Annotated in this window: 20 protein-coding genes; 2 read left to right on the top strand and 18 right to left on the bottom strand. The window is 52.9% G+C overall.

Going from position 1 to position 24,074, the window contains the following annotated elements; translation table 11 throughout:
* Positions 1 to 195: 195 nt before the first annotated feature.
* The 7 genes from H7U12_RS00385 to H7U12_RS00355 form a co-directional block, all read right to left on the bottom strand.
* Entirely contained in the window at positions 196 to 1,470 is a 1,275-nt protein-coding gene (locus H7U12_RS00385) for an O-antigen ligase family protein (RefSeq protein WP_186631168.1), read from the bottom strand.
* Positions 1,448 to 2,563, bottom strand: a complete 1,116-nt coding sequence (locus H7U12_RS00380; RefSeq protein WP_186631166.1) for a glycosyltransferase family 4 protein — start codon at positions 2,561 to 2,563, stop codon at positions 1,448 to 1,450. Before H7U12_RS00380 ends, H7U12_RS00385 begins: the two co-directional genes overlap by 23 nt.
* A 52-nt stretch (positions 2,564 to 2,615) precedes the next feature.
* A complete protein-coding gene (locus H7U12_RS00375) occupies positions 2,616 to 3,737 on the bottom strand; it encodes a glycosyltransferase family 4 protein (protein ID WP_186631164.1) in 1,122 nt (373 codons plus the stop codon).
* Entirely contained in the window at positions 3,718 to 5,028 is a 1,311-nt protein-coding gene (locus H7U12_RS00370; RefSeq protein WP_186631163.1) for an O-antigen ligase family protein, read from the bottom strand. The genes H7U12_RS00375 and H7U12_RS00370 overlap by 20 nt, the downstream gene beginning before the upstream one ends.
* Positions 5,025 to 6,050, bottom strand: a complete 1,026-nt coding sequence (locus H7U12_RS00365) for a glycosyltransferase family 2 protein (protein ID WP_186631162.1) — start codon at positions 6,048 to 6,050, stop codon at positions 5,025 to 5,027. The genes H7U12_RS00370 and H7U12_RS00365 overlap by 4 nt, the downstream gene beginning before the upstream one ends.
* 100 nt (positions 6,051 to 6,150) lie before the next feature.
* Entirely contained in the window at positions 6,151 to 7,020 is an 870-nt protein-coding gene (locus tag H7U12_RS00360) for a glycosyltransferase family 2 protein (protein WP_186631161.1), read from the bottom strand.
* 122 nt (positions 7,021 to 7,142) lie between these two features.
* Positions 7,143 to 8,444 (bottom strand): flippase, encoded by a 1,302-nt coding sequence (locus tag H7U12_RS00355; protein ID WP_186631160.1) that lies wholly within the window; start codon positions 8,442 to 8,444, stop codon positions 7,143 to 7,145.
* Positions 8,445 to 8,725: 281 nt separating this feature from the next.
* On the opposite strand from H7U12_RS00355, the gene H7U12_RS00350 reads away from it, so the two are divergent.
* Entirely contained in the window at positions 8,726 to 9,637 is a 912-nt protein-coding gene (locus tag H7U12_RS00350; protein ID WP_186631158.1) for a hypothetical protein, read from the top strand.
* 280 nt (positions 9,638 to 9,917) lie between these two features.
* Here the strand turns inward: H7U12_RS00350 and H7U12_RS00345 are convergent, their stop codons facing one another.
* From H7U12_RS00345 to H7U12_RS00295, 11 genes are all read right to left on the bottom strand, one after another.
* The gene (locus H7U12_RS00345) at positions 9,918 to 11,471 is read right to left on the bottom strand and encodes a GNAT family N-acetyltransferase (protein WP_186631156.1); all 1,554 of its coding nucleotides are present in this window, start codon (positions 11,469 to 11,471) and stop codon (positions 9,918 to 9,920) included.
* A 236-nt stretch (positions 11,472 to 11,707) separates the two neighbouring features.
* Positions 11,708 to 12,364, bottom strand: coding sequence for a CoA transferase subunit B (locus H7U12_RS00340; protein WP_186631154.1), 657 nt, complete (start codon positions 12,362 to 12,364; stop codon positions 11,708 to 11,710).
* 99 nt (positions 12,365 to 12,463) lie between these two features.
* Positions 12,464 to 12,820 (bottom strand): four helix bundle protein, encoded by a 357-nt coding sequence (locus tag H7U12_RS00335; RefSeq protein ID WP_186631152.1) that lies wholly within the window; start codon positions 12,818 to 12,820, stop codon positions 12,464 to 12,466.
* A 94-nt stretch (positions 12,821 to 12,914) separates the two neighbouring features.
* On the bottom strand, positions 12,915 to 13,613 hold the full coding sequence (locus H7U12_RS00330; protein ID WP_186631150.1) for a CoA transferase subunit A: 699 nt from the start codon (positions 13,611 to 13,613) through the stop codon (positions 12,915 to 12,917).
* Between the two features lie 118 nt (positions 13,614 to 13,731).
* Positions 13,732 to 14,130, bottom strand: coding sequence for a hypothetical protein (locus tag H7U12_RS00325; RefSeq protein ID WP_186631148.1), 399 nt, complete (start codon positions 14,128 to 14,130; stop codon positions 13,732 to 13,734).
* A 96-nt stretch (positions 14,131 to 14,226) separates the two neighbouring features.
* Positions 14,227 to 15,153 (bottom strand): bifunctional riboflavin kinase/FAD synthetase, encoded by a 927-nt coding sequence (locus tag H7U12_RS00320; protein WP_186631147.1) that lies wholly within the window; start codon positions 15,151 to 15,153, stop codon positions 14,227 to 14,229.
* The gene (gene truB, locus H7U12_RS00315; RefSeq protein WP_186631146.1) at positions 15,131 to 15,841 is read right to left on the bottom strand and encodes a tRNA pseudouridine(55) synthase TruB; all 711 of its coding nucleotides are present in this window, start codon (positions 15,839 to 15,841) and stop codon (positions 15,131 to 15,133) included. The genes H7U12_RS00320 and truB overlap by 23 nt, the downstream gene beginning before the upstream one ends.
* Positions 15,841 to 16,683: an undecaprenyl-diphosphate phosphatase gene (locus H7U12_RS00310; RefSeq protein ID WP_186631145.1), complete on the bottom strand. Its 843-nt coding sequence runs from the start codon at positions 16,681 to 16,683 to the stop codon at positions 15,841 to 15,843. The genes truB and H7U12_RS00310 overlap by 1 nt, the downstream gene beginning before the upstream one ends.
* The gene (locus tag H7U12_RS00305; protein ID WP_186631144.1) at positions 16,684 to 16,905 is read right to left on the bottom strand and encodes a DUF3098 domain-containing protein; all 222 of its coding nucleotides are present in this window, start codon (positions 16,903 to 16,905) and stop codon (positions 16,684 to 16,686) included. It abuts the gene before it with no gap.
* A gap of 14 nt (positions 16,906 to 16,919) precedes the next feature.
* Positions 16,920 to 17,819 carry a cell division protein FtsX gene (locus H7U12_RS00300; RefSeq protein WP_186631143.1) on the bottom strand — a complete coding sequence of 300 codons (900 nt, stop codon included), beginning with the start codon at positions 17,817 to 17,819 and terminating at the stop codon, positions 16,920 to 16,922.
* 215 nt (positions 17,820 to 18,034) lie between these two features.
* Positions 18,035 to 22,603: a translocation/assembly module TamB domain-containing protein gene (locus tag H7U12_RS00295; protein WP_186631141.1), complete on the bottom strand. Its 4,569-nt coding sequence runs from the start codon at positions 22,601 to 22,603 to the stop codon at positions 18,035 to 18,037.
* Between the two features lie 96 nt (positions 22,604 to 22,699).
* On the opposite strand from H7U12_RS00295, the gene tsaD reads away from it, so the two are divergent.
* Entirely contained in the window at positions 22,700 to 23,704 is a 1,005-nt protein-coding gene (gene tsaD, locus H7U12_RS00290; RefSeq protein ID WP_186631139.1) for a tRNA (adenosine(37)-N6)-threonylcarbamoyltransferase complex transferase subunit TsaD, read from the top strand.
* The last annotated feature ends 370 nt before the right edge of the window (positions 23,705 to 24,074 follow it).

Below are 24,074 nucleotides of genomic sequence, written 5' to 3'. Positions count from 1 at the left end.
TCCACCTCGCTACTTACACCTCCTTTGTTGGTGTTCTCACCAACAAACCAGACATCGGCACCTTTCCGCTTGCTGGAGAGAATCCCAAAACTAAAGGAATTGTCCATAGACTTCCTTGAACAGGCTCTATTGACTCGTGTTGAGCTAGATACGTTTTCAGCCTGTTTTAAGCAAAACTGGTCAAAAACGGAAGGACTAAGTTGTAGGAGTTTTATCCACTGGCTCATCCGCCGGAAGACCAACCTGGGGTTCTTTGTTCGCGAAAAGCAACAGGGATGTGATGAAAGAAAACAGCAGCGTGCCGTCGCGGCGCTGCAGGAGCGATTCGGTGAGGCAGCAGATGGCGAAAACGGCGATAAAACAGAACAGGATGTAGTCCTGGCGTTGGTAAGCTTCTTTGCCCAGGAAGAACAGCACCAGGAGAAAAGCCAGCGCCCCCAAAATTCCCAGGGAAACCCCGTGCATAAGAAACTGGTTGTGGGCATCGAAGCGTGCTTCCACGCCTTCGGTGAACTGGTTGGCTTTATAGCGCTCCACCAACGCCTCTTCGGCATTGCCGTGGCTGATGCCCAGCAGCGGGTGTTCTCGGATGATGTCCAGGGCAGAGGTCCACATCATTTTGCGTTGGTACACGCCGGCGCTTTCGCTGAACTTCATTTTCAGGTAGGTCACCTTCTGGAAAACCAGAAAGCTGGTGCCCAGGGTAAACACGACCACCGCCACCATCAGCCCGTATCTGCCGGCCTTCACCGCCACATACGCCCAGACCAACGCAATGACTACCACCGTGGCCACCAGCGCCGTTCTGGAAGAGAGCAGGGCCTGAAAAGCAAAGAAGAAGACGCAGAAGAAGAGGTGGAGAAAGAAAGCCTTCTTTTGGTGCGTTTTCCGGGAAACGAACAGAAAATACGAATGTATGATAAGGCAAACCCCGATGTACAGGCTATAGTATGGGGCGTGGAATTTGATGTTCTGGGGCAGGAAATACGAGAAGAAAGTCCAGTCAATTTCCTGCCACTGGTGAACGTGCTGCGGGAATTTATCAAAGTACTGGCGGGTAATGTCTACCGTGGCATACACAGACAAACAGAAGCAACTCAGGCAAAAAAGCAGCAGCGCGGCATGAATCTGCTTTAACGTGAGCTGCTTATACACGATGAGCGGCAGAAATGCCAGGGTACCCTGCAAGATGATAAAGTTCAGCGTCTCCTTGGGATGCTCTGTGTACAGCAGGGAGAGCACGCAAAGGGCAAAGTACCCGGCAAGGGCCTTAAACGCGGAGCTTTTGGGGATGTGCCGCCAGTTTCCCGCGAACAGGCATTTCCAGAGGAAGTACGCCAGCAGAGCCAGAAAGACATACGACTTCAGGTGGGTTCTTAGCGGAATAATGAGGGCATAGACGTAAATAAGATAAGCGAAAGCATCTTGGCGGGTAAAGACGCTTTTCTTAGTTAGACTGCTGAAGCTCATCGTATTTCTCTAAAACAAACTGCCGGATCTCTTGCCGGAATCGTTCTTTATGGAACCGCTGGGCCGAGGCCCGGATGGTTTCCTGCTGGTAGGTAACTTCACTGCTCTCGAACCGGGCGATCGCCTCCATCAGGCTTTCTGTGGTTTGATGAGGGAAGAAAAGGCCGGTTTCTGGGGTGACGGTTTCCAGCGCACCGCCTTTGCCCAGGGCGATGACGGGCGTGCCGCAGGCCTGCGCCTCCACCGGAGTAATCCCAAAATCTTCTTCGGCGGCGAACACGAAAGCTTTGGCCTTTTGCATGTACTCTTTGAGCACCGCAAAGGGTTGATAGCCCAGTAACGTCACGTTTGGTCCGGCCAGTGCTTTGATCTTGTCGTATTCAGGGCCCTCGCCAATGACAAACAGTTGCTTGTCGGGCATCTGGGTAAAGGCTTCCACAATGAGGTCGATTCGTTTATAGGAAACCATCCGCGAGGCGGTGAAGTAGAAATCCTCCCGCTGGGTAGGCAGACTGAAACTTTCCACATCCACCGGCGGATAGATGACCGTTGAGTCCCGGCCGTAATTTTTCTGGATGCGTTTGGCGATGTACGCCGAGTTGGCTACGAAATAGTCTACCCGATTAACGGTCATCACGTCCCAGTTCCTGAAACGGTGCAGAATCAGCTTGGCTAGAAGCCCTTTCAAGCCGGTGGTTAAGCCAGCTTCCTGCAGATACTGGTGGTAAAGGTCCCAGGCATAGCGGGCGGGGGAGTGGCAGTAGCAGATGTGTAACTGGCCCGGACTGGTGAGCACGCCTTTGGCCACGGCATGGCTGCTGGAGATGACCACATCATACCCCGATACATCCAACTGCTCAATGGCCAGTGGCATGAGACACAGGTAATGGCGGTAGTGTTTCTGGGCGTAGGGAAGCTTCTGGATGAAGGTAGTAGTGATGGGTTTGTGAAAGATGTGCTGCCGGAGGTGATCTGGCAGGAAGTCAATGACCGCGAAAAGACTTGCCTCCGGGAAAATCTGCAGGAGCTGTTCCAACACCCTTTCTGAACCAGAATAATCAACTAACCACTCGTGTACAATCGCTACTTTCACTACTATTTATCTTGTTACAGGGCCAAGCCCTGTTTTGTTAATGGGAGGTGAATTACCGGGCGGCGAGCAGTTCTTTCAAAACCTGCAGATGCTGTTCCGCCGAAGTTTGCCAGGAGTAGTGCCGGTACTGTTGTAAACCCCTGCGCACCAGCTCGGCCCGTAACTCTGGGTCACCCAGTACCCGCATCAGCTGTTTCCGGAGTCCTTTTTCATTAAGTGCCTCAAAGTACAGGGCGGCTTCTCCGCACACTTCCGGGATACTAGCCGAGGTAGAGGCCACCACCGGGCAACCACAAGCCATCGACTCCAAAGGAGGGAACCCAAAACCCTCGTAAACTGACGGGAAAACGGACAAAGATGCGTAATTGTAGAGCAATGGCAAAAGGTTGTCCGGAACAAAACCGGTGAAATGCACAAACGGCCGCAGACCTTCCTGCGCCTCAAGGAATTGGGGAACCTCCTCGTCTGGCGTGATAAACCCTTCTTTCTGCCCCACAATAACCAGATGATATTCCTCCCGAAGGGAGGAAGGCAGGCCCGCGTAGGCTTTCAGCAGGGTGATCAGGTTTTTATGCGGTTTTACGTTGCCCACATAGATGATGTACCTGGCCGGAAGTTTCGGCAAAGCCGCCCGCAGGGTGTGTTCCAGTTGCGGTGAATCCGAGGTCTTGAACAAGCTTGTGTTCACTCCGTTGTAAATCACGTTGATTTTAGCTGGCGGACACCCGGTGTACTTGATCAGTTCCTCACGGGAAAACTGTGACACCGTAACCACCCGGTCTGATACCCTGACCGCCGCCCTCAAGAGCACCGTGGCGTAGACTTTTTGCGCCAAACTCAAGGTGTGCCGGTAAGCCAGGTGATAGGTGTCATGAATGGTCACTACTCTTTTCCTGGCCCGGATGGGGAGTAACGGGATGTTGTACTGCGGAGACCAGAAGATGTCACAGACCGGGATTTTCGCCGCGAGGGCGAGTTGCTCTTTGATTGAGTAAATGGGTGCCTCTACCGGAATCACTGTCACCGCCGAAGCCCAGGCAAACTGCGTCAATTCCTGTGGGTTTCCCAACACCTGCACCTGGAACGAAGGAAGGAGAAACGGCAGCAGTTGTTTCAGATACACCCCAATGCCGGAGGCGTGCACCATGCGGGCATCAATGACGAGGGAGGGCATTCTGTTGTTTTTTGATGATGAGGTGTTGCGCCATGACCAGACCGAACATTACCCAGTACAGGATAAAGTTCACCCGCCCGATAAACGCTGAGTTAATGAACGAAGCTGCGTAGTAATACACGCTTATACCAATAAAAGTCAGGCACAGCTGTTTTAGGAAAACGCTTTGGGTCTTTTGAAAAACCAGAAGCACATAGACAAAGCACAGCAGATAGAAAGCTAAGTAGAGCAGGCCTAAAAGAATCCCATTCTCCAGCAGCAACTGAAACCAGTAGCCATCCGGGATAATCACATTCTCTGCCGTAGCTCCCGGCCCTTGGGAACCAACGCCAGAGCCAGCCAGAGGATGGTCCTGCAAATACAGAAGGGCGTTTTCAATCATGCTGAAGTGGCCTTCATTGGAATACTGCGTGCTGGCTTCCCGGCCGGTCAGGCGCTTGATGATAAAGGAATCACGGTAATGATACCCAATACTGAGGAGAAGCGTCAGGGTGACCATCAGGCCCACTACTAATTTGAGGAGGTACTCTACTGTAAAGCGCCCATAGTGCAGGAGTAGAATGGCAATACTGCACAAAAGAAAACCTGCCAGACTGGCCCGGGTATAGGTCAGCACATTGGTGATCAATACCAGGGCCAGGTAAAACAGATACGTTTTCTTGGGTTGAGCGAGGTATTTGGTAAACAGCAGGCAGAAGAGTAACAGCGTGAAGCTGGCGAAAATAATGGTATTCCCTAACAGAGCAGTTGGCCGGGTGATTGCCTGGTCATAGAATTTAAAGGCACTTTCTCCATCTAAGACCAGCAACGAAAGGGGCAGGCGGGAGGCAAACGTGAACTGAAAAATACCAAAAAGGCATAAAAACAACCCGATGGCGAGCAGAAGGGAAAGGCTTTTGCGCACTTGATTTTCCTTCTGAAGCAGCAACGGCAGGTAAAACATCGGGAAGCAATAGATCAGGTTGTTTCTGAGCCCCAGCACTTTTTCCCGGATTGGGTTCGCGTCTACCAAGGAGAGTTTAGCCAGGGTGAAGAGCAGGAGAATACACCAGAAAAGCGCCAGCAGGAGGTAGGTTCTGTCTAGTTTGTTTTGGGCCTGATAATGGAAAACCAGCACCAAAACGGTATGAACTACTTGTAACGCGATGAACAGGTCCACCAATACCGCTCCTAAACTCAGCGACGGTAAAGAGAGGAAGTTTTTTATAAAACCACTGAACAGGAGCGAAACAAGAAGAGAAACCAGAAGCGTGGACGAAAGCGAGATCCTGGGTTGAAAAGTCATGTTCATGGAGTACGGCCCATCAGCTTGAGAATCTGGAATGCTCTTTTCAGTTGAAACCTGCCCAGGCGCAGGAAAACAGACACCAATAAAACAGCGTAAAGGTGCAGCTTTTTTTCTGGGTAGAACTTCTGAAAGAAGATGATTTTGCTTCGGATTCCGTGGTAATCGGCTAGGTCGCTTTTCTTTTTGCCGGCTGAGCTGGACCCGATGGAGGTGCCTTCTTTGTGGTACACCCTGCTTTCTGGTACGTAGCCCAGCGCGTAGCCGAGTTTCTGCCCTCGTTTTACCCAATCCAGCTCTTCAAAGTAAAGAAAATAATCCTCACTTAACACGCCTACCTCGTCCAGAAAGGCCCTACTGACAAACAGCGAGGCCCCTATGACGTAATCCTGATTCGGGTTTTCCAGGTAAGCGGAAGGAGAATCTTTCTGCCCTTCGTCGATATGGCGGGTGGTAAAGGTGGTTAGGTTCAGTTTTCCGCCGATGGCTTGAATGGTGTCCGGCTGATGGTAGTAGAGCAGCTTTGAGCCCCAAATCCCAATCCTGTGCCCAAACTGCAGATCGAGCTGCGCCTTCCTGACCAGATGGGAAAGGCTGTCTGGAGCCACCACCGTGTCGTTGTTCAGCACCCAGACGAAATCGGGCGAAAACGTACGCTGCGCAAAACGAATCCCGATGTTGTTGCCTCCCGCAAACCCCAGGTTCTCTGCTCCCTGAATGGTGGTCACCAAGGCTTTCACCCTGGAGTGAGTTGCCAGAGTTTCCTCCTTTACATGATCAAAATGGAAATGAAATCGCCCCTCGGTTACGACTAACTTCTCTTTTACCTTCTCCTGCTCATATTCCTGCAGCCACTGCTGAATGTAGTCCAGGGAATGATCGGGCGAGTGGTTATCGACCACGACAATGGAAAACCGCTCATAGTCCAGTTTGAACAGGCTTTCAAGGCACTCCATGGTGTCTTGGTGGCCTTTGTAATTCAACAGGATGATACTCACCCAGGGGAGAGCGAAGGCAGCTTCTGTCATGAGGTGCAAGTAGGTCTGCCGGGCAGATTCAAGTAAGTGCGGATAAAGTCAACTCGCATGAAATTCATCTTTGTGGCGGCATTAGCCAGAAGTAAACGCATCAGGGCCTGAATTTCCCGAAAGAGTTGTGCCAGAAATCCCGGATCCCGAACGCCGTGTACAGGAGCTTTTTCCCTTTCTCCTTCTCAAAGAACAGGATTCTGACCACGTCTTTCAGAAAGTCAAAGGTATCCTGTTTCACGAAACCGGGAAATTGTTTACGGTAGATTTTCATCACCTGAAGCCGGTTCCGGGCCATGTAGTACCTCCTGATGGGAGAGTGGTTAGAGGCGGTCACCCGTACGCCCAGCAGATAATTTAGAGTAATATTTCCTACGCTGTGGTACAGGATGGCTTGTGGAACCTGCAGGATTTTATACCCGTGGGTCTTCAAACGCAGGCAATACTCATAATCTACGTAATCAATAAAGAAATCGGTTCTGAACGGACCAACGCTCTTAAAAGCTTCCATAGAAAGCAAGTTGCCCGATGTCATCACGGCGTTTAAATCCTGAATCTCTTGCTGCGGAAGTTGGTCCTGATTGTCCTTATCCAGCTGGAAAGGAGCCACAATGCCTACCTTCTGAGCACCAAGGTGGGACAAAGCACTACGCATTTGGGGCAGCATATCTGGATGAGCTTTGCTGTCCTGGTCCATGGTCAAAAGCCAGGCGTACCCTTTAGATTGCGCCAGATTCGCCCCCAGGTTCAAAGCTGCTGCCAGGCCCTTGTTTCCCTGGTTGTCATGGTACACGATCTTCGGGAAAGCCTTTAACTGCGCCACCAACCTGGAATTTTTAACCTCTGAATTGTCTACACAAAAGAGAATGTCAACGGCGGGTAAGTAGGAGGCAAGGTTGGCCAGAACCTCTTCCTCCGGGTGGTACAATACCACCACGGCCGCCGTGTTTTCAAGGGTAGATACAATCATGTCAGGTTCAGACTGGTAAGCGCCATATGCATAGGTACTGAGATTCGGCGGCCCGGGGTGTTATACTTCCGATGACGTAAATCAAAAGCATCAGAAAATAAACGGTGAGAAACCGCCCATCCTCAGATTTGATTTTGGGGCTGTTTTTTAAATAACAGGCTAAAAACAGGATTCTTGTATTCCAGCATAATGATCAAGCCCGCTGTAATGAAAACCTCGGTGATGATCACGGCAATTGCTGTGCCCTGAGCCTGGTAAAAAGAACTTAAGACGGTGTTCAGCAGCAGGTTCAGGAAAGAGCCTAGCAGCAAGGTTGTCCGGTAGCTTTCCTTGAACCCGTAAATGAGCAGAAGCTGGTTGGAGGGAATGTTTAGCGCCACGAAGAAAGGAACGAAACTCAACAACCGGATCAGGTGCACGATGGCTGGCGTGTGAGTGCCGGAAAAATAAAGCGTCAGTTCTTCTGAGAAATAGAAGATTCCGGCGCAAATCCCTAAAATCCCGAACGAAAAAGGAAGATGGAGGCGCAAGGTGACCTGAAGAATCTCCTTTTTCGTTTTGGTCACCAGATTGCACATAGACGGGTAAATGGCTTGGTAATACACGCCCAACACCTGCCGCACGGCATTGATGATCTTTTCGGCTATACTGTAGAAGCCCACAATTTCCACGGGGGCAAATAAACCTAAGATCAGGATATTGGAATTGGAGTAAAGGTTGACGGCAAAATTGGAGACGAATATGTCTTTCCCCTCCTTCAGATGTTGCCGGACTTTCTTTAAAGAAGTGGGTTGGTACACCAGGCCATATTTCCTTTTGATGAAGAAGAGGCAAATGGCCGCCGCCAGCATGGTGCCCAGGCCCAGGAAAAAGTTGATGTAGATGTAATCTTCCGCCTGCCGGATGAACAGGAAAATCAGGAGTACGGAAAACACCTTCGTGCCGAAGTTCACCAGCGTGATGTACTTCATGTCTTCTAGGCCATGGAACAGCCAGACGGGTAAGGCGGCTTGCCCCACCACCAAGGTGAAAGACAGCAGGTAAAGAAGCGGCCGCGTCTCAGGGGTGCTGAAAAGTGTCACCAGCCCTACCAAGAGCAGAAAGCTGACGGCAAGCAACGCCAATTTGGTGGTAAGCACCTCGTTGTAAAGTGCGCCTATGGCTTTTTGATCGTCGCGGTTTTGGGAGATTTCCTTGGTGGCCGTGATGTAGAACCCGTAGTCGGTGACGATGTTGAAGTAGGAGATGATGGCCTGTGCCACCGACACCCGTCCAAAATTCTCCAGCCCAATGATCCGGACGAGGTAGGGCGACAGCACCAGCGGAATCAGGAAATTGAAGAGTTGCAGAGAACCCAACGAAACCAAGTTCTTCAGGATCCTGCCGCTCATCATCTCGTTCGTTAGTGCTCTGATTTTACTCAACGGAAAGGCGTTAGTTTATAAGTGAAGTCGCTGGCAGAAACTGGTAGGTTACAACCTCCGGGTGGTTTCGTCAAAAGGTCAATGCCTGGTGAGGTAAACCTTCAAATTGAAACAGTAGAAAATCTTCGGGTTTCGCTTCGCCCGCGGGGAATTTGCCAGCAGACAAAGGTAGTCGAATATAAACGGAAGCACCAAACGGCGGCTGGCAGCGGCCCGAAAGCTTTTCACAGAGTTCTATAAAGTTTTTATATTTTTGAAAAGAGAAGTACAACAACGTTCCCATGGATAAAACGTCTCGGCGAGAGGACCGAACAAGCGACGAAATTGATTTACGAGTAGTTTTCCGAAAACTGGCTTCTTTCGCGGGCCAGATCCGGGACGGGATCAGGCGTTCTTTCTTTTTGCTTCTGCGCCGCTGGCCGTTGGTACTTTTCTTGGTACTGGTGGGCATTGGCTTAAGTTACCTGATCTACTTAAGCCAACGTCCTTTCTACCGGTCATCGGTCACGTTAGTACCTTCTGAAATCCGGAACCGGTTACTGCAAGAGCAGGTGAACCGGTTAGCCACCTTGCTTTTGGACGGCAATACTGAAACCGTTGCTTCTGATCTCCACCTGAGCCCCGAAGAGGCAGCCAATATCAAATCGGTGCAGTATGTGGAGATTGATCCTTTTGCCGGCACCCCGGACACGGTGTTGGTGGGCGCAGCCTTCCGGGTAGATGCGGAGCTGTACGACCGGAATTTCTTTCCTGCTTTTCAGAAAGCGTTGATTGGTTATTTTGAGCGCAACGCCTTCTTCTCCAGAAGCACCCAATCCCGGCGGGAACAGTTGCAGAACACCATCGCCAAGTTAAAGGAAGACATCGCTTCTATTGACAGCATCAAGCGGGCGGCGGTCACCCTCAAAGGTCCCACCAATGGACTGGTCTACGGAGAGCCATTAGACCCTACCAACCTATACAAGCAAAGTGCGGCCTTGTACGAAAATCAAGCCCTATTGGAAGATGAGCTCCGGAAGCTGGAAACCATGCAGGTAGCGGTTGCTTTCGCCCCGTTGATTCACCAAACTGGTCCCCGGTTGAAATGGCATTTGGCCATTGGTGCTTTGGTGGGTTTCCTTCTTGCTTTCCTGCTGGCGCAGGCGCAGGAAAACCGCAAAAACAGCCGGATCAACAACCAAAGAGTGGGATAGGTTTACAGCCTGTAAAACGTTTCTTAGTGGCAGTTTTGATTAGTGTTTTCAGCAGCAAACATCTGCTTCTGCCCACGTTTTAGGGTCACTTTTCTGAAAACTGCCCCAAAACAGAAACGTCCTTCTTAGAACAAACAAGTAGATGGGTTCGAACTGAGAGACAACTTGCTATAGAAGTCTAAGCGTTCAGGCAATCTTAAGTCCATGAACTTAATTGCCAGATCATTATAAAACAGAAAGGCCGGTATTTACCGGCCTTTCTGTTTTTGGGGTGTTTTCCTTAAATCTCCGTTAAATCGTCTTCTTTCTGGTGTAACCAGCTCAGGTTGTACAAATCTTTCCGGCGATCTCTCAGGTTCCGTACGCTACCGGTGGTGTTCAGGTCTTTGAGCAAGTCCAGGTCCAGGTCGGCAATGAGGGTCATCTCCGTGTTAGGCGTTGCTTCCGCGATGATGGCATCGTGCGGGAAAGCAACATCGGAAGGGGAGAACACCGCCGATTGGGAGTACTGAATGTCCATGTTCTCCACGCGGGGCAGGTTCCCTACGCTTCCGGTAATGGCCACGTAGCACTCGTTCTCGATGGCGCGGGCCTGAGCGCAGTGACGCACCCGCAGATACGCGTTCTTGGTATCGGTCTGGTACGGCACGAAGAGGATTTTCATGTCCTGATCGGAAAGCATCCGGGCCAGTTCCGGGAACTCCACGTCATAGCAGATCAACAGACCAATCTTCCCGAAATCGGTGTCAAAGACGCTGAGTTTGTTTCCGCCACGCATCCCCCAGTACTGAGATTCATCCGGGGTCACGTGCAGCTTGTACTGCTTGTCATACGTACCGTCGCGGCGGCAGAGATAGCTCACATTGTGCAGCTTGTTGTCAATGTACTCAGGCATGCTGCCCGCGATGATGTTGATGTTGTAGGAAAGCGCCAGGTGGATCAACCGTTCCCGGATGCCATCGGTGTACTCGGCCAGTTTCCGGATAGCGGCCGAGGGCGATTTCTCATCGGAAAGGGCCATCAGCGGGGCGTTGAAGAACTCGGGGAACATCACCAGATCGGCTTTGTACGAGCTGACGGTGTCCACAAAGAACTCCACCTGCTGCTCAAAATCCTCCAGCGACGTCATCTGGCGCATCTGCCACTGAATCACCCCAATTCTAACCACGCGCTTGGTACCGCCTACCAGCGTTTCTTTCTCTTCATAATAGACGTTGATCCACTCCAGCAGCGAGGCATAAGCTTTGGATTCTTTGTCCTGCGGCATGTAGCCTCTGATGATTTTCCGGACGTGGAAACCGTTGCTGAGCTGGAAGGTGAGAATGGGGTCATAGATCTCCTTGTTCCGGACCTGCTCAATGTACTTGCCGGGCGTCATCTGGTCTGAATGCGCGTTGTACCCCGGGATTCGGCCGCCCAGGATGATGCCGCGCAGGTTCAGGTTCTCGCAGAGCTCTTTCCGGGCATCGTACAAACGACGGCCCAGGCGCAGGTTGCGGTACTCTGGGTGCACGAAAACGTCCACGCCGTAGAGCGTGTCGCCGTCTGAGTCATGGGTGTCAAACTTTCCGCCGCCTACAATCTGCTCGTAGGTGTGTTTGTCGCCGTACTCAGAATACTGCACAATGAGACTCAACGCGGCGGCCACTACCCGGCCCTTGTCTTCAATACAAAGCTGGCCTTCGGGGAAGCGTTTCAGGAGCGAGGAGAATTCTTTCTGGGTCCAGGAGCCGCCGATGTTGGTGTACACCAGCTCCATGATCTGTTTTACTTCCTTGTAGTCTGAGGTGGTAAGCTGACGAAGGATTAATTTGTGTTCGGTATTTTCACTCATGTTACGTCAAATCGGTTTAGAAACGCCAACGGGAGAAGGGCAGCTTCCTGATCACGGAGGATTGGGAGAGTGCTGCAGACTTTTCTGAAAGGCGTTCCTTCAAAATTACAAAAGCTTTCTGCGGCCACCAAGCCGATGAAGGGCTAGCTCCTTTTTACTTGTTTTCCGGAAATGGGTTCAAAAACAGCAAAAGCAGTCAGGCCCGGGTTGGGGCAGCCTTAGGGTAACACCTTTTCTTAGACTTTAATTTCAGGGATGTCGCCTTCTACGATTAATTTCCCTTCTGTAGCGGCCTGAATCTGTTCTACGGTAACACCCGGTGCCCGCTCCAGCAACTTAAAGCCGTCTTCAGTTACCTCCAGTACCGCCAGATCCGTTACTATCTTCTTCACGCACTGCAGGCCGGTGATGGGCAAGGTGCAGTTCTTTAATAGCTTGGACTGTCCGTCTTTGGAGGTGTGCTGCATGGCCACGATGATGTTCTTCGCGGAGGCCACCAAATCCATGGCGCCGCCCATGCCTTTCACCATTTTGCCCGGAATTTTCCAGTTGGCGATGTCGCCGCGCTCCGATACCTCCATAGCCCCCAGAATGGTCAGGTGCACATGCTCCCCCCGGATCATGGCGAAACTCTCGGCGGAGCTGAAAATCGCCGAGCCCGGCAGCGTGGTCACCGTTTGCTTTCCGGCATTGATTAGGTCGGGGTCCACCTGGTCTTCGGTGGGGAAGGGGCCCATGCCCAGCAGCCCGTTCTCGCTCTGCAGCACCACGTTCATCCCTTCCGGAATGTAGTTGGCCACCAGGGTCGGAATCCCTATCCCCAGGTTCACATAGAATCCCTCCTGCAGTTCCTGCGCTATCCGTTTGGCGATGCCGTGTTTATCTAGACTCATTTCATTCGTATTTGAAGATGGGAAGATTTGGAAATTAGGAGATGTGGAAATCTGAAGATTTGAAGATTCGTGAAATGGTAAATCCCCTTCTTCACAACTTCAATTTTTTGCTTTTGCACTAATAATAATTTTAGAGATGATCTTTTTGAGGGATTGAAGGTCTTTTTGAAGATGTTCTGGGTTTGGATATGTAAGTGCTCGCTGACAAAGCAAAAGCCAATACTCCGTTTCATCTACTTCTTTCGCCGCGACCTTGAACTTATGGATGAAATCAGCTCTACTTTCCGCATTCTGCGCTTCACGTACATTCGCTCCTATAGAAGTTCCGCTTTTCAGGAGTTGGTTGGCCACCACAAATTTTCTTTGAGTCTCCAACTGTTCCGCGTACTCTATTACGGCCACTGAAAAGTCAAGCGTGAGGTCCAGAATGAGATTTTGAGGCTGCTGCTTTTCCATATCTGAGTTATAGACCAATTGATAAATCTCCACATCCTCACATCTCCACATCCTCACATCTTCAAATTACCACATCTCCACATCAAGAGGCAGGCTATGCCTGCCGAACCGTCCGTTGCTCAATGCGCTTTTCGTAGTCTTTGCTCTGGAAGATGCGTTGCACGTAGATGCCGGGCGTGTGGATCATGTTCGGGTCCAGTTCGCCTTCGGGCACCAGTTCCTCTACTTCGGCGATGGTGATGTGCCCGGCGGTGGCCATCATGGGATTGAAGTTGCGGGCTGTTCCTTTGTAGATGAGGTTGCCGGCGGTATCGCCTTTCCAGGCTTTCACCAGGGAGAAATCCGCTTTGAGCCAGCTTTCCATCAGGTACATTTTCCCGTTGAACGCGCGGCTTTCCTTGCCTTCGCCCACCTCGGTGCCGTAGCCGGCCGGGGTGAAGAAAGCGGGAATACCTGCCCCTCCGGCCCTGATGCGTTCGGCCAGGGTGCCCTGCGGAATCAGTTCCACCTCCAGTTCCCCGGACAGCAACTGGCGCTCAAACTCGGCGTTTTCGCCCACATAGCTGGAGATCATCTTTTTCACCTGCCGTTTCTGCAGCAGCAACCCTATCCCGAAATCATCCACGCCGGCATTGTTGGAGATGCAGGTAAGGTCTTTGATGCCTTTGCGCAACAGTTCCTGGATGGCGTTCTCCGGAATACCGCATAAGCCAAAGCCGCCCAACATGAGGGTAGCGCCGTCTGGGATATCTTGACAGGCCGCGGCGGCATTTTGCACCACTTTGTTTATCATAATCTTCTAAATGAACGTGGAGTGTGTAGAAAATTTTAAATCAGGTTGCCGATTCGTTTCTGCTTTACAAGGCGTTTTAAGCCTGTTTTCAGAAAATGAGGCCCAAAACAGAGCTGCCTTACGGAATACGCCGCACCGACATCATGCCGCCAAAATACGCCATGGGCAAATAGATGACCACGGAGACCACAGTAAACCAGAGCGGGTGCGAAAAAGTAGCTAAGTTGGCAATGCCGGCGGCCAGCAGAAAGAGACCTACCAGCACCGCCAGTAAGATGCGCCGGTGCTGCCCGAACCGGGCGGCCACCATGCCGCCAAAGAAGGAGCCCAGCGCGTAGCCCAGCAGTACCAGCAGCAAGGCCGCGGTGGGAGCATCATTCAAAGACCCGGAGGCAGCCTCGGGAGGACTCACCGCAGCGGGCAGGGAGAAGAGCTGGTGGCTCATGTATTCCACCAAACTGATGGTAAATACCCCAATCGCGGCTCCGCCTAGAACAGCCAGAATGCTTCTGAACATAAGACAGTGGTGTGTTAGGTGACAAACAAGTGGCAGGCTTGCTTCCCTTCTGTCTTTATCGTGAAAGCCCGAGGTGAAGTTACGTATTTACCTGATTTATCCTAACACTTGTAAGGCGGCCACTTTGTCCAGGTGGAGCTGTTGGGTGAGTTCTTCCAGACCGCTGAACGTCTGCTCGGGCCTCAGGTAGGAAACAAAAAAGAGGGTGATTTCCTGCCCGTACACATCGGCGTCGAAATCAAAGATGTTCACCTCAATGGTTTGGTGGGTGCCTTGTACGGTGGGGTTGGTGCCGATGCTGAGCATCCCCTTGAAAAGTCCGGTTTGGGTTTGGACGGTCACGGCATAGATGCCTTGGGCGGGCACCAGTTTCAGCTTCTCCTTAGGCTCTAGGTTAGCGGTGGGGTAACCGATGGTGCGGCCCAGTTGTTTGCCTTGAACCACCGTGCCGGTGAGGGAATACGGCCGGCCCAGGTAGCGGGCGGCCGTGGCTACATCGCCGTGTTCCAGGGCGGTTCTTATTTTGCTGGAGCTCACGCCCACGGCATCAATGTCCTGGCGCGGAATCTCCTCTACGGTGAAACCATAGCGGGCCGCGTTCTGCTGGAGGTAATCAAAGCCGCCCTCACGGTTCTTCCCAAACCGGTGGTCATAGCCAATCACCAGCTTTTTGGTTTGGATGGCCTGTATCAGGATCTGCTGGATGTATTCTTCGGAGGTGAGCTGCGCGAACTCGCGGGTGAACGGAAGCAGCAGCAGGTAGTCTACGCCATAGGCGCGGAGGGCTTCAATGCGCTCCTCAATGGTGGAGAGCAGGCGCAGGGAGTCATCATTCGGGTTGAGGACCGTGCGCGGATGAGGCCAATAGGAGATGACCACGCTTTGCCCGTTGCTCTGGCGGGCGGTTTCAATAAGCCGGGAAAGTATCTTCTGGTGGCCCACATGGACCCCGTCAAACGTGCCGGAGGTGACCACGGCATTTGAAAGTACTGGAAATTGACTAAGCTCCCGGATGACGATCATGGTGCATCGCTTGTTTTTCGCGGAGTTCCTGTAATTGGTCCAGGGTCATGGCATCTTCCAGCCGGTATTCCCCAATACGGGTCCGGACCAGTTTGGAAAGGTACGCCCCACAGCCCAGCTTCTGCCCGAAATCGCGGGCCAGACTCCGGATATAGGTACCCTTGGAGCATACTACCTTGAAATGGACTTGGTTGCCCTCAATGGCGGTAAGCTCAAATTGCTTGATGGTGATGCGCTTGGATTTGATCTCGGCGTCATCGCCCCGGCGGGCAATGGCATAGGCTCTTTCCCCGTTCACTTTTACCGCTGAGTAAAGGGGAGGCGTCTGGTCAATCTCGCCCAGAAAGGAGTTGGCGGCCTCGGTCAGCATCTCAGCGGTCAGGTGATCGGTGGAGGCGGTGCTGTCAATCTCGGTCTCCAGGTCAAAAGACGGTGTGGTGTGCCCCAAGACAAAGGTGCCGGTGTATTCTTTTTCCTGGGCCTGGATCTCCTCAATCCGTTTGGTGAACTTGCCGGTGCACAGAATCAGGAGGCCACTGGCCAGAGGATCCAAGGTGCCGGCGTGGCCGATCTTCTTGATGCGGAGCGCGAACTTGGTTTTCTTGACCACGTCAAACGAAGTCCAAGTGAGGGGTTTGTCCATCAGAAGGATGGCGCCGGCCTCAAAGTCATAAGGAATTTCCTGCATCAGATCAATTGTAAATCAACGCCCATGGAAAGCAAAATCAGGATCACCAGGCCTAACAGAATGCGGTAGTAGCCAAACAGCTTGAACCCGTACTTGGTCAGAAAGTCCACGAAGAACTTGATGGCAGCCAGCGCCACAATGAACGCCACTACGTTCCCCACCAGCAGCACCTGCCATTCCTGAGCGGTGATGGAGGCAAAGCCCATTTTTATCTTGGGGAGGTTGAAGGTGAGCACGTCAGAGATCTCCAGGTGTAGGAGGTCTTTGATCACGCTGTAGACCGTGGCCGCCAGCATGGTGGGCACCGCCATGAAGAAAGAGAACTCCGCCGCCGATTTACGAGTCATGCCCTGGGTAAGCCCGCCAATGATGGAGGAAGCTGACCGCGAAACCCCCGGAATCATGGCAATGCACTGGAACAATCCAATCACAAAGGCATTTTTGTAGCTGGGCGTCGTTACGGGGTTCACCCGATCATGGAACAAGCGGTCAATGTAGATCAGGAGAATACCGCCCAGCAGCAGACTGATGGCCACAATCTCAATGCGCTCCAGCATGGAGTACACCAGATCTTTCAACCTGAAACCAATGGCCAGCGCGGGAATCACCGCCACCATCAGTTTTTTATAGAAATCAAAGGAAGTGATAAACCGCTTCCAGTACAGCACCACCACCGACAGGATGGCCCCAAACTGAATGGAGACCGTGAACATCTTGGTGAACTCAAACGCGCTGATGCCCATCAGGCTGGACGCGATGACCATGTGCCCGGTAGACGAAACTGGTAAAAACTCCGTCAACCCTTCCACTATGGCCAGGATGATGGCTTGCCAGATACTCATTTAAACGTTTTTGCGGGGTTTTGCCAAAATGGCGAAGAATTGAATGATAAACCCAATGACCAACACAATGGGCCCTAAGGTGAGTCCTAGAAAGCCGTATCCGTAAGGCTCAGAATCCATGGCCATCAGAATGAAGCCAACGGCCATCACCAGTAAACCTACCAGCATGATTTGGTAATTGCGGCGCCCAAAAGAGAAAGGGGTGGGAGTCTTGTTTTCCATAAAGGAGGTAGTGTTTAGTATAAATCGTCTAAGGATGCCCGGAGGTATTTCTTAACCGCCCGGTAAGAACTGAAAAAGCCCAGCAGCCCGCCCAACAGCAGCAGGATGGCCATGAGAATGAGCATCTGCTTCTCATCGCGGAGCAGGTAGAGTTCACTGATCTCATGGTAGGCGTATTGCACCAGCGCATACAGCAGGAGTGATGCCAAGGCCCCGCTTGCCAGTCCCTGGAACGTGGCGCGGTTTAAGAATGGCCGCTGGATGAAAAAGGACGTGGCTCCCACCAGCTGCATGCTCCTGATCAGGAACCGCTGCGAGTAAAGCGCCAGTTTGATGGTGTTGTTGATGAGGATGATGACCACCAGCACCAGAATGGCCGCAAACGAAAGCAGCACAATGCTCAGGCGGCGCAGGTTGTGGTTAATGGAGTCAATGAGGCTCTCCACGTAATCTACCTCGTACACGCCCAGGGTGTTCTGCAGGTCTTGTTTAATTTTCTTGAGTTGCTCTGAGGTGGCAAACTCGGGGTTGATGCGCAGGATAAAGGCATCGCGCAGCGGATTCTCGCCCAGAAACGTCAGGAAATCCTCGCCGCTTTCGTCAATGAATTCCTTGGCGCCCTCCTCTTTGGACATGAACAGGACCTGCGGCTCGTTTTCTTCGTAGGCGATGTACTCCTTGCGGCCCAGCGTCTTCTTCAGCTTCTCAATTTCCAGCGGCGAGATCTCCCGATCCAGGTACACCTGCACCTCGATGTTCTGTTTCACCAGGTTGGATAGCTTACCGGCATGGATGAGCAGGAGCCCAAAAGAACCAATGACAAACAGCGCCAGCGTGATGCTGAAGATCACCATGGTGTGCGGGTAATTGCCGAGCTTTTTCTTGCGGGTATGTTTGAGCGGTTTAGCAGCCATAGAAACGTGTGCGGGCAAAAATAGTAATTATTTAGAAGAAGAACGGCCAGAGGAGCGTTTTTAACCTAATTTCTGTAAAAGAGCCTCTAAACGACAACGCCCAAACAGGACATTTACGCCATGAATGGAGGAGTAAACGCGTACCTCCACCGGCAGGTTGTAGGGGCGAGCTTTCCGTTTTAGGGCTATTTTCAGGAAAACAGGCTCAAAGCAGGTCAGAGGTTCTGAATGGGCGTGGGCGTATCGTCTTCCAGCTTGATGGTGCGTTCCCGTTCGGCGGCGCGCTGGGCGCGTTTGCTCAGTTTCCGGCGCCGGAACAGCTCCCCGAACCGGTCAAAGTTGGCCTGATGCAGGATACTCACCGTCTGCCGGCTGGAGGTGGCGCTCGCTTCAAAGTCCCGCGGGGTGGTCTCATAGGTAGCCCGCAACCGCAGCTGTCCGCTCTGGCTCAGGTAATACTCCACAGACCAGTCACCGGCGGCGGTGGAACGGTTGCTCCCCAGGCGGTTATTGTTCACGCTGCCCTCGCGGGTCACTTTCAGGCGGCCCTCCATAAAGGTGTAGCTTAAGCGCAGCTGTACATCGTCCAGTACCTGGTTTCCGTTGCCGCTTACCCCGATGTCCACTTCCAGGTTGGTGTCAATCTGGGAAAGCCAGTAGCTGAGCTGGTTAGAGAAAAGTTCGCCCACGCTGCTGCCCAGGTCACCCACGCCTAGCCCTACCTGCAATTCGTCCTGCGAGGAAAGGCGTTTTAGGGCCAAAAGGGAGAAAACCTGCCGATTCAGCTCCTGTTCATCGTTCCGGATGTTGTTCAGATAGCGGGTAATCTGATCTTCGAGCAGGCTGGGCGTGTCATTGAACTCCAGGTTCAGCCTGATCTGGGGTGTGGTGAGAGGTCCGTCCAGGTCCATGACCGCCGTCACTGGGTACCGCGTCTGCGCCGCCGCCGACTGCCGCTCCTCCGTAGAGAGATTGTTCAGGATAGGGACCAGCGAGACACGTTGGGTGTAAGTGGCCGAAATCTTCAGGAGGCCTTCCAGCGGATTGCCGTTCCAGGTGACCGTGCCGCCGGGGCGCACGTTAAATTCCTTGTTAATGAGGCCCAGCATGGTGAAGTTGTAGCGCCCCTGCACAATCTCGTAGTTTCCGTACATCGCAAACTCGCCGCGGGTGTCAATCTCCATCCGGATGTTGCCGCGGCCTTTCCCCCGGATGATGTCCCCGGTGCGTTCGTCGAAAATCAGTTCTATGTAGGCGTTCTCATCCACGTCCAGGTTGAAGTTCAGCCGGATGCCGCTCAAATCCACCTGTTTCTGCACAATGGGCGTGGCCGTGCCGGCGCTGTCCTGCTTGGCGGGGTTGTTGTTCACGAACGTGATGAAGTTCTGCCGTTCCAGCGACGAGGTGTTGTCCAGCGGAATGGCAATGCTGGTGTTGTTCTCGCTTTTGGCGGTAATGTTCACCTGCAGGTTGGAGGTAGCGCCTAGGGCGGTCACCTCGCCGGTGGCGAAGGCGGTTCCGTAATAAAGTGGGTTGTCGGCGCGGGTGGTGTTCAGGACCATGAACCGGTTAAACCGGGCCCTCAGGTCCAGCACCATGTTCTGGAACCCGTCATGGAAAATACCGCCATTCAATATAGCCACGTTGTTGTAAATGTCCCGGATGCGCACGTTCTGGAAGGAAATGTCATTCTCAGAGAAGAAAACCCGGTCAGAGAACGTGTACTTCGTGTTGAGGTAATTGAACACGAAGGAGCCATCGGTCACCATCACGGAGCCTTTCAGAATAGGCCCAGATAACTTGCCCGTGATCCGGACGCGGCCGTCCATGGTGCCGCCCAGATCAGACATAATGGTTTTCAGGACCGGTTCTACCAGCTTCATCTGGGCATCGTCCAGCACGGCCAGCAGATCCAGTTGCTCTTTGTCGGCGCTGGGGTCGTAGGTACCGGTGAGCGAGAGTACTTTTTTGCTGTCCCGGCTGATGCCGAGGTCCACGTTCATGTGTTTCTGGCGGTTGTCCCAGGTGGTGGTGCCCGCCACGTTCCCAATCAGCTGATTCCCGATCATGAACGTGTCCACGGCCATGCGCGAGGTCAGGTTCACGTCATTATAAAGGTCCTTCAGCTGCAGCTCGCCGTTCAGGCGGCCGTCAATCTTATCGGGGAGGAGCGGGTTGAGGTTCTCCAGCCGGAAGTTGGCCAAGCTCACCGTGAGCAAATCCTGCGGATTTCTGGAAAGTACCCCAAAAATGTTCACGCTCTGCGGGCCGTTGGACAAAGTGACGTTATCGAACCGGATGGCGCCATCGTCATACACAATGGTGTTGTTGGGGGAGATGTTCCAGACTTTGTCCAGCACGTTGATGTTGGACCGGTTGAAAACCACCTGAATCTGGTCGCGCTCAAAGGACACGTTGCCGCTGATGTTGGCGCGGTTGGTGGTGCCGGTCTGCGCGATGTTGCTGGAGAAACTGATGACGCGTTCGTTCCAGACACCCTCCACGTACAGCTTCTCGGTGTCTCCGGCATTGCCCAGTTTCTGGCGCTCTGAGGTGATGATGGCGTTGGCCAGCACGTCTGGCGTGTTCCAGAGTTTAGACGAGGTAAGTTCTATGTTGTTCTGGTAAAACTCATTCTTGCCGTACATAATGGTATCAATCTGGCTGACAAGGCTTAATACCGAGGTGGGGCCGTTACGGAAAGTACCTTCCAGCCGGGAGAAATCTGAAATAGAGATATCCGGGGCGAAGGCGTGCAGCACCGGGTTGATGTGCCGCAAATGCACGTCCAGATCCACCTCATAATATGCCGGCGGAGCCGATGATTTGCGACGGTAGTAGTTCTCAATCTTGAGGGGATTGTTCTCCAGGTTCAGGCGGTACTCTTCATACAGCGTCTGCAGATCCCGGAAGAACGTGGAGTAAAGGAAATTGCCGCCCGCCTGCAGCGCCAGTACCTCAGAACCCACGTGCAGTTCCCGGATGCCGTCATGGAAATGAGACTCAATGGTGAGCGAGTCAATGTCTACCTGCTTGCCGCCGTACAGGAGTTTGGTGTTCTTAAAGTTGGCCAGCCCGGCAATCTCGTCCAGTTTAACGCCAATGAAATCCACGTCGGCGTCGGTGGAAAGCACAATGCCCTGCTCCGTGAAGCCCAGGGCCCGCAAATCGGCGCTTTTGATGCTGGTTTTCAGGTCAAACACCTGCCGGTTGTTCTGCAGGTTAATCTGGCCGCTGGCCGTCATCTTCAGGTTGGGGTCGTTGATGCGGAGGTCACCGTTGAAGGTTTGGCGGCTCAGGTCGGCGTTCACCACAATGTTCCGGAAGTTGTAGTTGTTTAGGTTGAGCGCGTTGATGGTGGCGTCTACGTTCAGGCGGGCGGTGGCTAGACTGAAGCCGCTGCCCGTCACCCGGCCGTCCAGGGCTACTTTCTTGATGACACTTCGGTCCCCCAACAGGCCGCCCACGTCAAAGCCGCTGGTCTTCAGGTACCCCCGGTACGCCGATTTGTCAATGTTGTTCTTGTCAAACTTGAGGTTGATGTCAGACACCAGATTGCCCAGCGCAGTCTGGAAAGCGCCGTTGGCCACAAAGTCATTATAGAAACCGGTGAACTCGCCCTCCAGTGTCACCGTACCAGCGCGGGCGGCCATCTCGTAGGCTTTCTTAGGCAGAAACTTCTTGAGGTCGCGGGCATTGAGGGTGGTGCGTTCCAGGTTCAGGTCTGCGAAGGTGTTTTTGAAATTGGGCAGCCCGTCGGCGGCAATGTCGCCTACAATGTGGGTGTACTGCCCGTATCGCACGTCAATGTCCTCGGCCCTAAAATTCTTCACTTTCCCCTTCACCTTGCCCGAGAGCAGCACCTTTTCGTTCCAGTCTTTGAGCACGGGGGCAAACAGCGCAATGTCGTCTGAGGTCACGTAGGTGCTGTCAAAGGTGGCGGTCACGTTCATGCTGTCATTGAACTCCTTGAAGTCCCAGAACTGCCGGTAATCAAAGCGCACGTACTTGGCCAGGTGGCTGTCGTTCACGCGCAGGTTCAGATTATCCCACTCCCAGAACGTAGGCGCGAAGGTCATGCGGGTGTCCAGGTCCTTGAGAAAGGTTTTTGACCGCCGGTCCTGGGTGGTGAGGCTGGTCACCACCGTATGGATGGTGTCTCCTTTGATATCGATTTCGGAAAAACGGCCATTAATCCGCTCCAGGTCCATGTGCTGGTAATCCAGGCCGTAGTCGGTGCGCGGGATGTTGTAGTTGTGGTAGGTGAACAGCCCTTGTTTCAGGACGATCTCGTCAATCTTGAAATCGAAGGGTGCTTTGGCCTGAGTGGTGTCTTTGGTGACGAGGTTAGACAGAGCCGTGATGAACGTGCTCATGTTCAGCGTGTCCGTGCCTGCGTATTTGATGAGGTTGGCCTCGGGCCGGGTGAGGGTGAGCGAAGCGATGTGCAGCTTGTTCGGCTGAAATTTAGGAATGGGAATCCGGATTTCCTTTTTGGCAAACAGCGGGATGTGCAGCTGGTCTGAGGTGAAAAGCTGAAAAAAACCAATGTCGGCATCGGCTTCACCTATGTAGAAAAGCGTCTTTTTCTGGCGGTCCAGCACCCGCACCTCCTCCAGCACCACGCTCTTGAAGAACCGGATGTCTACCCGGCCAATGGTCACCTGGTGGTGGATGGTTTCGGAGAGCATGCTGGCGGCCTTTTGGGCCACGCTGGTTTGAACCGACGGAAAACGCAAAGCCAGGGCGAGTCCCCCCACCAGTACTATCGCCAGGATAAGCACGCCCAGAATTATTTTTAACAGAGCTTTTGCTATAACTTGCGGGTAGTTTTTCTTTTTTTCTTGAGTTTCTTCTTGGTCTTGCGTCTCCAACGGAATATGAACCCTACACTTTTAGCAATTGAATCGTCGTGTGATGAAACCTCCGCTTCTGTCATTCAAAACGGCCAGGTGCTGTCAAACATTGTAGCCACGCAGGCAATCCATGAGCAATACGGCGGAGTGGTGCCAGAGTTAGCCTCGCGGGCCCACCAGCAAAACATCATCCCCGTGGTTTCCCAGGCGCTCCAAAAAGCAAATATAGCAAAAAGCCAATTAGATGCGGTGGCCTTCACCCGCGGCCCCGGACTTTTGGGCGCGCTGCTGGTAGGCTGCTCGTTCGCCAAATCGTTCGCCCTGGGCCTCAATCTGCCGCTCATTGAGGTGAACCACATGCAGGCCCACATCCTGGCCCATTTCATTGACGATCCCAAGCCCAACTTTCCGTTCCTGTGCCTCACCGTGAGCGGCGGCCATACCCAGATTGTGCTCGTGCGCAGCCACCTGGACATGGAAGTGCTGGGCCAGACCACCGATGACGCCGTGGGCGAGGCCTTTGACAAATCAGCGAAGCTGCTGGGCTTGCCGTACCCCGGCGGACCCATGCTGGACAAACTGGCGGCCACCGGAGACCCCAACCGGTTCCCGTTCCCCATCGTGAACATGGACGGCTATGATTTCTCCTTCAGCGGCATCAAAACGTCCATCCTCAACTTTGTGAAGAAGAACTCCGCCGCCGAGGCCGATTTCGTGCAGAACCACTTAAACGATATCTGCGCCAGTATCCAGTGGACGCTCATCCAGACGCTCATGAAGAAACTGGTACTGGCCGCCAAAGAGCTGGGCATAAAGGAAATTGCCATTGCCGGAGGTGTGTCAGCCAACTCGGGTTTACGGGCTACTTTACAGGAATATGCCCAAAAACACGGCTGGAACGTGTACATCCCGGCCTTCGAGTACTGCACCGACAACGCCGCCATGATCGCCATGGCCGCCCACTACCAGTACCTGGCCGGTGATTTCACAACGCAATACGCCAGCCCAGATCCCCGCCTGAAAGTTTAGTTTGCTCCGCTGTTTCGGGCCTGTTTTTGGAAAATCACACCCGAAACAGGCGGGTACTGGTTTGCACGTATTAAAGTCAGAACTCTAGTTGATTATCCTATCTGGTATTGTTCTGGTCACCCGTAAATTTCCCTTCCTTTTTGCTACTGCCGAAATGCCGGTGGATTCCGGCGAGTCTGGAGACTCGCTTCATCCTTTGGCACGAGACTGGAGTCTCGCGCCAAAGGATGAAGCGCTTTGGGCTTGTTTTTGGGAAAGTAGGTCTAAAACGTAGGGGAGGAATTTGCGTCTGAGCAGGGGAGGGATAAGGTGAGTTTAGGGATTTGCTGGGGGCGTTAAGGAGCAAAATATGGAGAAAACTTTTTTGTAA

It is taken from the genome of Rufibacter sediminis (genome assembly GCF_014269285.1).
Lineage (GTDB): Bacteria > Bacteroidota > Bacteroidia > Cytophagales > Hymenobacteraceae > Nibribacter > Nibribacter sediminis.
Note: the sequence above shows the minus strand (reverse complement) of the source record. Positions and strands in the feature narration are given on the sequence as shown.

Excerpts from the sequence above, each read along its gene's own strand:
- H7U12_RS00365 (WP_186631162.1), bottom strand. The coding sequence starts at position 6,050 with ATGACAGAAGCTGCCTTCGCTCTCCCCTGGGTGAGTATCATCCTGTTG.
- H7U12_RS00335 (WP_186631152.1), bottom strand. The coding sequence starts at position 12,820 with ATGGAAAAGCAGCAGCCTCAAAATCTCATTCTGGACCTCACGCTTGAC.
- H7U12_RS00320 (WP_186631147.1), bottom strand. The coding sequence starts at position 15,153 with ATGATCGTCATCCGGGAGCTTAGTCAATTTCCAGTACTTTCAAATGCC.
- truB (WP_186631146.1), bottom strand. The coding sequence starts at position 15,841 with ATGCAGGAAATTCCTTATGACTTTGAGGCCGGCGCCATCCTTCTGATG.
- H7U12_RS00370 (WP_186631163.1), bottom strand. The coding sequence starts at position 5,028 with ATGAACATGACTTTTCAACCCAGGATCTCGCTTTCGTCCACGCTTCTG.
- tsaD (WP_186631139.1), top strand. The coding sequence starts at position 22,700 with ATGAACCCTACACTTTTAGCAATTGAATCGTCGTGTGATGAAACCTCC.
- H7U12_RS00340 (WP_186631154.1), bottom strand. The coding sequence starts at position 12,364 with ATGAGTCTAGATAAACACGGCATCGCCAAACGGATAGCGCAGGAACTG.
- H7U12_RS00375 (WP_186631164.1), bottom strand. The coding sequence starts at position 3,737 with ATGCCCTCCCTCGTCATTGATGCCCGCATGGTGCACGCCTCCGGCATT.
- H7U12_RS00300 (WP_186631143.1), bottom strand. The coding sequence starts at position 17,819 with ATGGCTGCTAAACCGCTCAAACATACCCGCAAGAAAAAGCTCGGCAAT.
- H7U12_RS00310 (WP_186631145.1), bottom strand. The coding sequence starts at position 16,683 with ATGAGTATCTGGCAAGCCATCATCCTGGCCATAGTGGAAGGGTTGACG.
- H7U12_RS00385 (WP_186631168.1), bottom strand. The coding sequence starts at position 1,470 with ATGAGCTTCAGCAGTCTAACTAAGAAAAGCGTCTTTACCCGCCAAGAT.
- H7U12_RS00330 (WP_186631150.1), bottom strand. The coding sequence starts at position 13,613 with ATGATAAACAAAGTGGTGCAAAATGCCGCCGCGGCCTGTCAAGATATC.
- H7U12_RS00325 (WP_186631148.1), bottom strand. The coding sequence starts at position 14,130 with ATGTTCAGAAGCATTCTGGCTGTTCTAGGCGGAGCCGCGATTGGGGTA.
- H7U12_RS00305 (WP_186631144.1), bottom strand. The coding sequence starts at position 16,905 with ATGGAAAACAAGACTCCCACCCCTTTCTCTTTTGGGCGCCGCAATTAC.
- H7U12_RS00350 (WP_186631158.1), top strand. The coding sequence starts at position 8,726 with ATGGATAAAACGTCTCGGCGAGAGGACCGAACAAGCGACGAAATTGAT.
- H7U12_RS00345 (WP_186631156.1), bottom strand. The coding sequence starts at position 11,471 with ATGAGTGAAAATACCGAACACAAATTAATCCTTCGTCAGCTTACCACC.
- H7U12_RS00360 (WP_186631161.1), bottom strand. The coding sequence starts at position 7,020 with ATGATTGTATCTACCCTTGAAAACACGGCGGCCGTGGTGGTATTGTAC.